The following is an 8,000-nucleotide window of genomic DNA, read 5'->3' on the forward strand; positions in this document are numbered from 1 at the left end:
GCGAGGATAGGGAGCTGCCACGCTAACTTGAAGAGACCGATTTTATCGGTCTCTTTTTTTTTTATCATTTTTTCATAATTAAAGAACCTTATATTTGAAATTAAGCTGAACTTAAATCATAATTGTTTTCAAAGGATTTTTCATAATAAATTGGTAAAATAAAACCATTTTCCATGAAAATTTATAGGGTGAAAAGACTTTTAATAATTCTTGTAGTTACGTAGATAGCTATAAAGTAAAAAATATGTTTTTTTCGAATTAAGGAACAGACAAACACTATACTTATTTTAAATAAGGGGTAAAATGAATAATTGGTATAGATAATAGATTATGTTCAGATTATTAAAAATATTCTGTCTATTTATTTAAGTAATAATATATGGTAGGTTACTAATATACGAAACTTTTTATCATATAATATTAGACTATTGCATCTACGGGGGTGGAATTCTTGGATAGCTTTACTGACTTATTTCTGTCAAAATCAGAAATAGAAAAAATACAACTATTTAACAAGATTAAGTTAATAAGAACTAATCAACTAGCAAGTGCTGATCTTATTGGAACATATCGTAATCGAGATATCAAAGTAAAAGATATTAATTTACGTAAGGCAGCTTATCAAATGAATAAGAGCTATGGTAGTGTCTACAATACTTTCTTGGGGATTCAAGATGACTTTAAGAAGATCTTGAAGAAAGACAAGTATAGTACAGAAGAGATGTTTACTGTTACTAGGGATGCCTATCATGCTTTTTTAACTACTAATTCAGATGGGTATTTGTTCTTGGATGCCATTGTGAAGGATAAGGAGAGTTCCTTTAAACATTTCTATGAAACACTAGAAAGTAGTAAGGCAACTGTTTTGCGTCATCTCAAGCCAATGAGAGGCTATTTAAAACGCTTTGGCGTCAGAATAGCTTATGAGCCAATGCGTTTTGTCGGTGATGAAGAATCGATTCGTTTGGCAATTGCAGCATTGTATTGGAATGCTACTAGGGGATATGTATGGCCATTTGAAGATTTCAAACAGAAGGTGGCTTTTAAAGTTGTTGACATTGCTTTAGATAAGTATCGTTTAAAACCTACTAATCAAATTACTAAAATGTTTTATGCTTATGTGGTTATGGCTCATTTATATCGAATTATTGAGGGTAATCATGTACAAAATATGGATGCTTTGAATGTAATCAATTATCCTTTCCCTAACATTTTTGAAAGTGCCGGATCAATGCTTGAAGGCGATAGTGGTAGTGAAAAGGTAAGAGAATTAAAACGTGCTATTAAGGAAGATGTCAGTTATGAAGAGCAAATGTTCCAATCAGCTGATTTTTATATCCTATTAATGTGCGTACCAGCAACGTTTGAAGTTTCAGAAGAATATTTGCAATCTGTTTCAAAACAACTTGTAAGGTATAATCCATTGTTTGCTAACTTTATTGATGACTTCTTGGAATTAATTCCAGTAGACGTTGAGCAAACTATTTCTGATATGGCTATGTCACATAGTGAATTTTTGAGATACAAGTATAACTTAACAACATGTATTATTGGCGTTTTAGCGCTGGATCATAATTATATTGAAATCTTGAATCTTTATTCAGGATTTGGCGATGCCATTAGCAAATTAAATGATGAAGGACTTGAGAGCAAGATTTACTCAACTGTTCAGCATTTAATGTTGCGTGATAAATATCAATCATTAACAGGAAAATCTAAGCAGATCTCAGAGGCTATTTATGCGATCGCTTATCGTTTCTTCTCACTATATAATAAGAACATTCAGGTAAAGGTTTATCTAGAGCTGGAATCGTTCTTCCTAGTTTACTCTGATTTAGCAGTAACGTTACAATCATTGCCATACGCTAAAATCGTTAGCGATCCCAAGGATGCGGACATTGTCGTGACTGCTAATAGTGCTAATCCGCCTAAGAATAGTGTAAAAAAGGATGTATGTATTTACCGTTGGATGTATAACGGTGTTGATGGTCAAATGGGTGGTTTGTTGAACTTGATTTATAAGATTTGGACTGAAGAAAAAGTTAATGAAAATCCAAATCTTTAATGAAAAGAGTTGCAACTATTTTCAGAATATATTATGATACAGGATGTGTGATGAGTCGAGAGCCGTCGAATTAGGACGGCACTTATGATGGTAGGATATCGAGCACTACTCACCGGATTTGTGAGTGATATCTATAGAAACCTGCTGTGAACGGGAATCTATTTGCTCATCCGAGTACTACCGCTAAAACCATGGTGATTTATGCCATGGTTTTTTTATTGAAAAAATTATATAGAAGAGGTGAAAAAGATGCGCGCTCAAAGATTATGGTTATTGGTTCTAAATGTAGCATTTAATTTGGTGATGGGATTTATGTTGCCTGTTAATACTATTTTTATTCATAAAAATTTACACGAATCTCTAGTAACTGCCGGATTTGCATTGATGATTTATTCAGCGTTTATGATGGTAGGTAATGCTATAGGCGGCGTGATGTTTGATCGTTTTTCGAAACGTGGAACGTTATACATTGGTTATGCGATTTCAATTATTTCATTGTTTGGTATGTCAATACATCACGTATGGCCAACTTATGCTTTTATGCTAGTTATTTTAGGTTTTGGAATGGGTCTGGTGTATACAGCTATTAATGCTTACACGGCCTTTGTAGCAGAACAGATGACAGGAAACAGTCGTGTTGTGTTCAATAATATGTATTTGGCTTCTAATTTAGGAATTGCAATTGGTTCAAATGCGGTTGGTTTTATTTTTGACTGGAGTATCTTTTTCACTTTCTTCATTCCAATGATATTGTTTGTTGTTAGTGCAGTTATTCTCTTATTAAGAGCAGGTATTTTGGACCATGTTCAAGAAAAAGATGACAGTGAAATCAGTGAACGTTCCTATAAGGTACATGAAGATGTTGATCCTAAGATTAAAATCGGACCACGTCGTTTCAATATAAACATGTTTATTATTTGTGCTTCCATCTTGATCGTGTGGTTAGGCTACTCACAATGGGACAGTAATCTATCGGCTTATATGTTGAATCAAGGCTATACAACACGTGAATACGGTTTTGTCTTTACCGTTAATGCTGCTTCATTATTGATTATTCAACCAGTTATGAATCGAGTTGTTTCTAAGATATTTAAACTTTTGAAGTATCAGATTTTCTTAGGTACAGTAATTATGGGATCTTCTTTCCTATTATTACCCAATGCTAAGACATACTTAGCTTTTATTATTAGTATGTTGGTTTTGACAATTGGTGAATCGATGGTATTCCCAACAATTCCAGCTTTATTGAGTAAAATGTCAACGAATAGAAATCGTGGTACTTTCCAAAGCTTCTATAGTATCTTTGGTTCCCTAGGAAGAGCTATCGGGCCTTATGCAGGAAGTTTAATAATTACGGCATTGTCATTTTCAACGCTGTTCGTAGGAATTACCGTTTCGATGATTATAGTTGCTATTATGATGATAGGTGTGAAAGAATTAGGTTAGACGAGGTATGATAATGATAATTATTTTATTGATATTGTTATTACTAGTCGTTCTAATTCTGAACGCCTTTTTTTTATATATTCAAAAGCGGGGTTCAAAGGCTTTAGGAGCGGAAGCACCTAAGGTGAAAATGGATGAAGGACTAGTTGAAAAAACGAATTTATTTTTAAAGAAACCTAAGCAAGAATGGACAATAAAGTCTAGTTTCAATGATAGTCAACTTTATGGTTGGTTTACTGATAATCAAAAAAAGATAACGGTAATTATGGTTCATGGATTTGGCGTCGATCATAATTCTCTAAATGTCCATGCACAGCTATTCGATAGTTTGGGATGCAATATTTTGCAGATTGATAATCAGGCCGCTGGTAAGAGTGAAGGTAAATACCTGGGCTTTGGCTATATAGAGAGTTTAGATTTAAAAGATTGGATCAAAAAGCTCCAGAAGGTACGGCCAAATGATAAAATTATATTATTTGGGGCTTCGATGGGGGCAGCAACGGTTATGCTTTCGTCAAAGAATGATTTGCCTAAGAATGTTAAACTGATTATTGAAGATTCTGGTTATACCAGTGCTTATGATATCTTGAGTTATCATTGTCAAAAGAGATATCATATTAAGGGTCGACTACTGATTCACGGTATTTCGCTAATTTCGCGAGTAAGGGCTGGCTTTTCGTATCAAAAGACTGATTGTCGCAAGGCTTTGAGCGAAAATAAAATACCGATACTGTTTATGCACGGAAAAAATGATTTTACAGTTCCTTTTGAAATGGAACACGAGTTATCCACATGTGGACAATTCCCAAAAATGTCTTATGAAAGCCTTGGCGTTCATATTCGTAGCTACTACGTTGATTCAAAAAACTATCAAGAGGCTGTGGAAAAGTTTTTGAAATTATACCTTTAGGAGAAAAGTATGAAAGTTAAAATTACTGATTTTATTGAAAATATTCAAGAAGGAAATTTTAAACAAACTAGTTTAGAAATTAGTAAAGATGATTTATTACAAGGAGATCTTTGGTCATTAAATAAAGCTAAGGAACAAATAGAAAAAGACATTGCTGATAATCAGCTTTCCCAAGTTATGATCCATGTTGCCGATGCTGAATTTGAAATTAATTTTTATTTAGAAACTGGTGTAATCAATTTGCCATTTGATGATGCTAAGAAAGTAACACATTTCTTTGACGATGATGCTGAGGTTGAGACTAAAATCTATCTTTCGACTGCCTGTGATTATTTGAATGTATCTAAGTTTCATATTGATTTAATTTCTGAAAATGTCTTAAAAAGTACTGAAATTAATCATGCAATGGATATAATGGAAAGTAATTACAAAACTTCTTTAGAGAATTTCTCTAAAAAGGATGAGGAAGAAAAAGAGGAAAAATAATGAATTCAATGTTGCTACTCCTAATAATGGGTGTAGGAGCTGGGATTCTTGGTGCAATTTTGGGGATTGGTGGCGGAATGATTATCACTCCGGTTCTAACTATCATGATGGGATTGGATATCAAGTACGCAATTGGTGCTAGTATCATTTCAGTTATTGCAACAAGTTCCGGCTCAACTATTGCTTATTTAAAAGACGATATGTTAAATCTACGTGTCGCAATGTTTTTGGAAATTGCTACTACTATTGGAGCTATTATGGGTGCTCTATTGGTAGGTGTATTTTCAAGTAATTTCTTGTATGTTTTGTTTGGATTTTTCTTATTATATTCAACTTACAATATGATTCGTAAATTGTTTGATAAGAAAGGTGAATCGGTTTATACCGGACATGATCCAATTGTTGATAAATTTAAATTAGCTAGTACATATTATGATAAAGCTGAGCAGAAACAAATCGATTATTCGATGAAGAATGTTCCTGGTGGTTTTATCATGATGTGGGCTGCTGGCTTGGCAAGTGGTTTATTAGGTATTGGTAGTGGTGCTTTTAAGGTTATCGCTATGGATACGATTATGAAGATGCCTCTAAAACCATCAAGTGCGACAAGTAATTTGATGATGGGTGTAACGGCTGCCGCCAGTGCTACAGTTTATTTCTTCAATGGCTCGATTCGTCCAGATATTGCAGCACCATTGGCTATTGGTGTTTTAGTTGGTGCAACAGTTGGTGCCCGGTTGATGCAAGTCTTGAAACCAAGAGTTATTAGAATGATTTTTATTCCCATTATCTTGTATATGGGTGTCCAAATGGCTCTTAAAGGATTTGGGGTGAATATCTAATGCAATCAACACATGATGAAACTCGAAAAGTTGAATTAGTTATTGGAAAAATTTTACGTGTCGGCGTTATAACGTCTGCTATTGTTATTTTGATAGGTATGGCTTTATATTTTATGAACGGTGCTGGCTATCCTACTATTGTAAAAAATGGTCAATCGATGATAGATTTTCCTAAAAGGTTCTCAGATATTTTTGCTGGAATTATTGCTGGTAAATCATACGCTGTGATAATGCTGGGCGTCTTCTTATTGATTTTGACGCCGGTTTTACGAGTAGTCGTTTCAATTTATGCCTTCTATAAGGAACATGATAATCTCTACGTTATAATTACCACAATTGTTCTAATTATTTTGATGATTGCTATGTTTTTAGGCTATCGTAGTTAAAAAATAAAAATAACCATAAATCCTTAGATTGTCGTGGATTTATGGTTATTTTTAAGTTATACGAGTAGTTTAAAGTTAATTTCTAAATATGCTAAGATTTAATAACAACAAGACAATTTGTCAAAAATTAAATTGTGTGAAATAGAATGATTTACAATTTACTTTTAAAAGAATAGAATGTATTAATAATTAGAAAATAAGATTAGTAAGGGAGGAATTCAGATGCTTTTAGATAGCAGCAAACCGATTCCTTTAGACGATCATTTATGTTTTTCGTTATATGCAACTTCACGAGCAATTCAGAAGTTGTATCATGATGGTTTAAGCAAAGAGGGTTTAACGTATCCTCAATATTTGGTGTTGGTTTCTTTATACCAATATAAGGAATTAACAGTCAAACGATTAGGTGAATTATTGTCATTGGATTCAGGTACTTTAACGCCTTTATTGAAGCGATTAGAAAATGAAGGATTAGTGTTACGTAAAAGAAGTAAAACTGATGAACGAGTGGTTAATGTTCAATTAACTGAAAAAGGTTCGGACAAAAGAGAATCAATTAATGAACTTCCTGAAATTTTGGTAGCAAAAAGCAATTTTACTACTGATGAATGGAATACTTTAGAGAATTTATCTAAAAAGTTGTTCAATAACATTACGCAATAAACAGGAAATAAAAATACCAGTGCGGTGATTTATCGCACTGGTATTTTTATGCAGAAGTAAGCAATATTTTATTTATTGTTTAAATTTTGGAGCCAAGAAATAGACAAGTTCATAGCACTGCGAGTGGCTTTAGTTTGATCTAAATTATTTAGCATTACGAAATCGTGAATCATTCCTTGGAAACGAACTTGAGTTACTTTAACACCAGCTTCACGTAATTTTCTGGCGTAATTTTCACCTTCATCACGTAAGACGTCGGCCTCTCCATTAATAATTAAGGCCTCTGGTAAATTGGCTAAATCATCTATCGTAGCTTGAAGTGGAGAGGCAGTGATTTCGGCCCGTTCCTTTTCATTGGTAGTATATTGGTCCCAGAACCATTGCATTCCGGATTTTGTTAAATAGTAATTCTCAGCAAATTGGTTATAAGATTCAGTATCGAAATTAGCATCAGTTACAGGATAATACAATAGTTGCTGAGCAATTGGAAGTCCCTGACGTTGCTTGGTCATGATAGTCATAACTGCAGCCATATTGCCGCCAACCGAATCGCCGGCTACAGTCAATTTTGATAAGTTTAATTTTTTCTCAGCAGCAATTTTCGATAATTGTTGAAGGATAGCATAATTTTGCTCAATAGCAGTTGGATATTGTGCTTCTGGTGAAAGTGAGTATTCAGGAAAAACAACAATTGAGTTAGAACGAACGGCTAATTCACGAACTAATTTGTCATGAGTATGACTATTTCCAAATACCCACCCAGCACCATGAATATAAAAAATAACAGGAAGAGTGGAATGATTGCCAGCTGGTCTAATAAAACGAACGTTAATATCGCCCCATTTGCCAGTATGCATTTGTTGGTCTTCAATATCGACAGCGTGTTTAAAAACAGGAGAATCTTGAACCTCATTTAAAATATTACGCCCCATGTTTGGTTCAACTTCGTAGATGCGGGGATGGGATGTATTAGCAATACTAAATTCTAAAGCTTCTTTTTCTAAAGAAATACGATCTGTCATAAATTTTTCCTCTTTCGTTTTTTAATTGTGCACAACCAATTTCTTGGGGGCAAAAACTAAGATACAGAAAAAAATAAAGGATGTCAACAATTAAATTGTGTACAATCTTTATTTTTAAATAAAAAGATCAATTCATAACTTTGAATTGATCTTTTAGGCTGTACGATAAATAGAGTTGAT

The 8,000-nt window shown here is 33.6% G+C and carries 8 protein-coding genes; 7 read left to right on the forward strand and 1 reads right to left on the reverse strand.

Annotated features, from left to right (window positions below; genetic code table 11):
- The first annotated feature begins 442 nt into the window (after positions 1 to 442).
- The 7 genes from FD26_RS10265 to FD26_RS10295 all read left to right on the forward strand — a co-directional run bounded on the left by FD26_RS10265 (position 443) and on the right by FD26_RS10295 (position 6,798).
- The gene (locus FD26_RS10265) at positions 443 to 2,065 is read left to right on the forward strand and encodes a helix-turn-helix domain-containing protein (protein ID WP_235526723.1); all 1,623 of its coding nucleotides are present in this window, start codon (positions 443 to 445) and stop codon (positions 2,063 to 2,065) included.
- Positions 2,066 to 2,314: 249 nt separating this feature from the next.
- A complete protein-coding gene (locus FD26_RS10270) occupies positions 2,315 to 3,511 on the forward strand; it encodes an MFS transporter (protein ID WP_057868336.1) in 1,197 nt (398 codons plus the stop codon).
- Between the two features lie 13 nt (positions 3,512 to 3,524).
- Positions 3,525 to 4,421: an alpha/beta hydrolase gene (locus FD26_RS10275; RefSeq protein ID WP_057868337.1), complete on the forward strand. Its 897-nt coding sequence runs from the start codon at positions 3,525 to 3,527 to the stop codon at positions 4,419 to 4,421.
- Between the two features lie 9 nt (positions 4,422 to 4,430).
- The gene (locus FD26_RS10280; protein ID WP_057868338.1) at positions 4,431 to 4,907 is read left to right on the forward strand and encodes a hypothetical protein; all 477 of its coding nucleotides are present in this window, start codon (positions 4,431 to 4,433) and stop codon (positions 4,905 to 4,907) included.
- A complete protein-coding gene (locus tag FD26_RS10285) occupies positions 4,907 to 5,749 on the forward strand; it encodes a sulfite exporter TauE/SafE family protein (protein ID WP_057868339.1) in 843 nt (280 codons plus the stop codon). Before FD26_RS10280 ends, FD26_RS10285 begins: the two co-directional genes overlap by 1 nt.
- Positions 5,749 to 6,135 (forward strand): DUF1634 domain-containing protein, encoded by a 387-nt coding sequence (locus FD26_RS10290; protein ID WP_057868340.1) that lies wholly within the window; start codon positions 5,749 to 5,751, stop codon positions 6,133 to 6,135. The genes FD26_RS10285 and FD26_RS10290 overlap by 1 nt, the downstream gene beginning before the upstream one ends.
- A gap of 222 nt (positions 6,136 to 6,357) precedes the next feature.
- The gene (locus FD26_RS10295; protein WP_057868341.1) at positions 6,358 to 6,798 is read left to right on the forward strand and encodes a MarR family winged helix-turn-helix transcriptional regulator; all 441 of its coding nucleotides are present in this window, start codon (positions 6,358 to 6,360) and stop codon (positions 6,796 to 6,798) included.
- Between the two features lie 68 nt (positions 6,799 to 6,866).
- Here the strand turns inward: FD26_RS10295 and FD26_RS10300 are convergent, their stop codons facing one another.
- Positions 6,867 to 7,820: an alpha/beta hydrolase gene (locus FD26_RS10300; protein ID WP_057868342.1), complete on the reverse strand. Its 954-nt coding sequence runs from the start codon at positions 7,818 to 7,820 to the stop codon at positions 6,867 to 6,869.
- Positions 7,821 to 8,000 lie beyond the last annotated feature (180 nt).

This window comes from Companilactobacillus crustorum JCM 15951 (assembly GCF_001434585.1).
Lineage (GTDB): Bacteria > Bacillota > Bacilli > Lactobacillales > Lactobacillaceae > Companilactobacillus > Companilactobacillus crustorum.

What these genes read in the sequence shown, in the direction of transcription:
- FD26_RS10270 (WP_057868336.1), top strand. Translation starts at nt 2,315, where the DNA reads ATGCGCGCTCAAAGATTATGGTTATTGGTTCTAAATGTAGCATTTAAT.
- FD26_RS10275 (WP_057868337.1), top strand. Translation starts at nt 3,525, where the DNA reads ATGATAATTATTTTATTGATATTGTTATTACTAGTCGTTCTAATTCTG.
- FD26_RS10280 (WP_057868338.1), top strand. Translation starts at nt 4,431, where the DNA reads ATGAAAGTTAAAATTACTGATTTTATTGAAAATATTCAAGAAGGAAAT.
- FD26_RS10285 (WP_057868339.1), top strand. Translation starts at nt 4,907, where the DNA reads ATGAATTCAATGTTGCTACTCCTAATAATGGGTGTAGGAGCTGGGATT.
- FD26_RS10290 (WP_057868340.1), top strand. Translation starts at nt 5,749, where the DNA reads ATGCAATCAACACATGATGAAACTCGAAAAGTTGAATTAGTTATTGGA.
- FD26_RS10295 (WP_057868341.1), top strand. Translation starts at nt 6,358, where the DNA reads ATGCTTTTAGATAGCAGCAAACCGATTCCTTTAGACGATCATTTATGT.
- FD26_RS10300 (WP_057868342.1), bottom strand. Translation starts at nt 7,820, where the DNA reads ATGACAGATCGTATTTCTTTAGAAAAAGAAGCTTTAGAATTTAGTATT.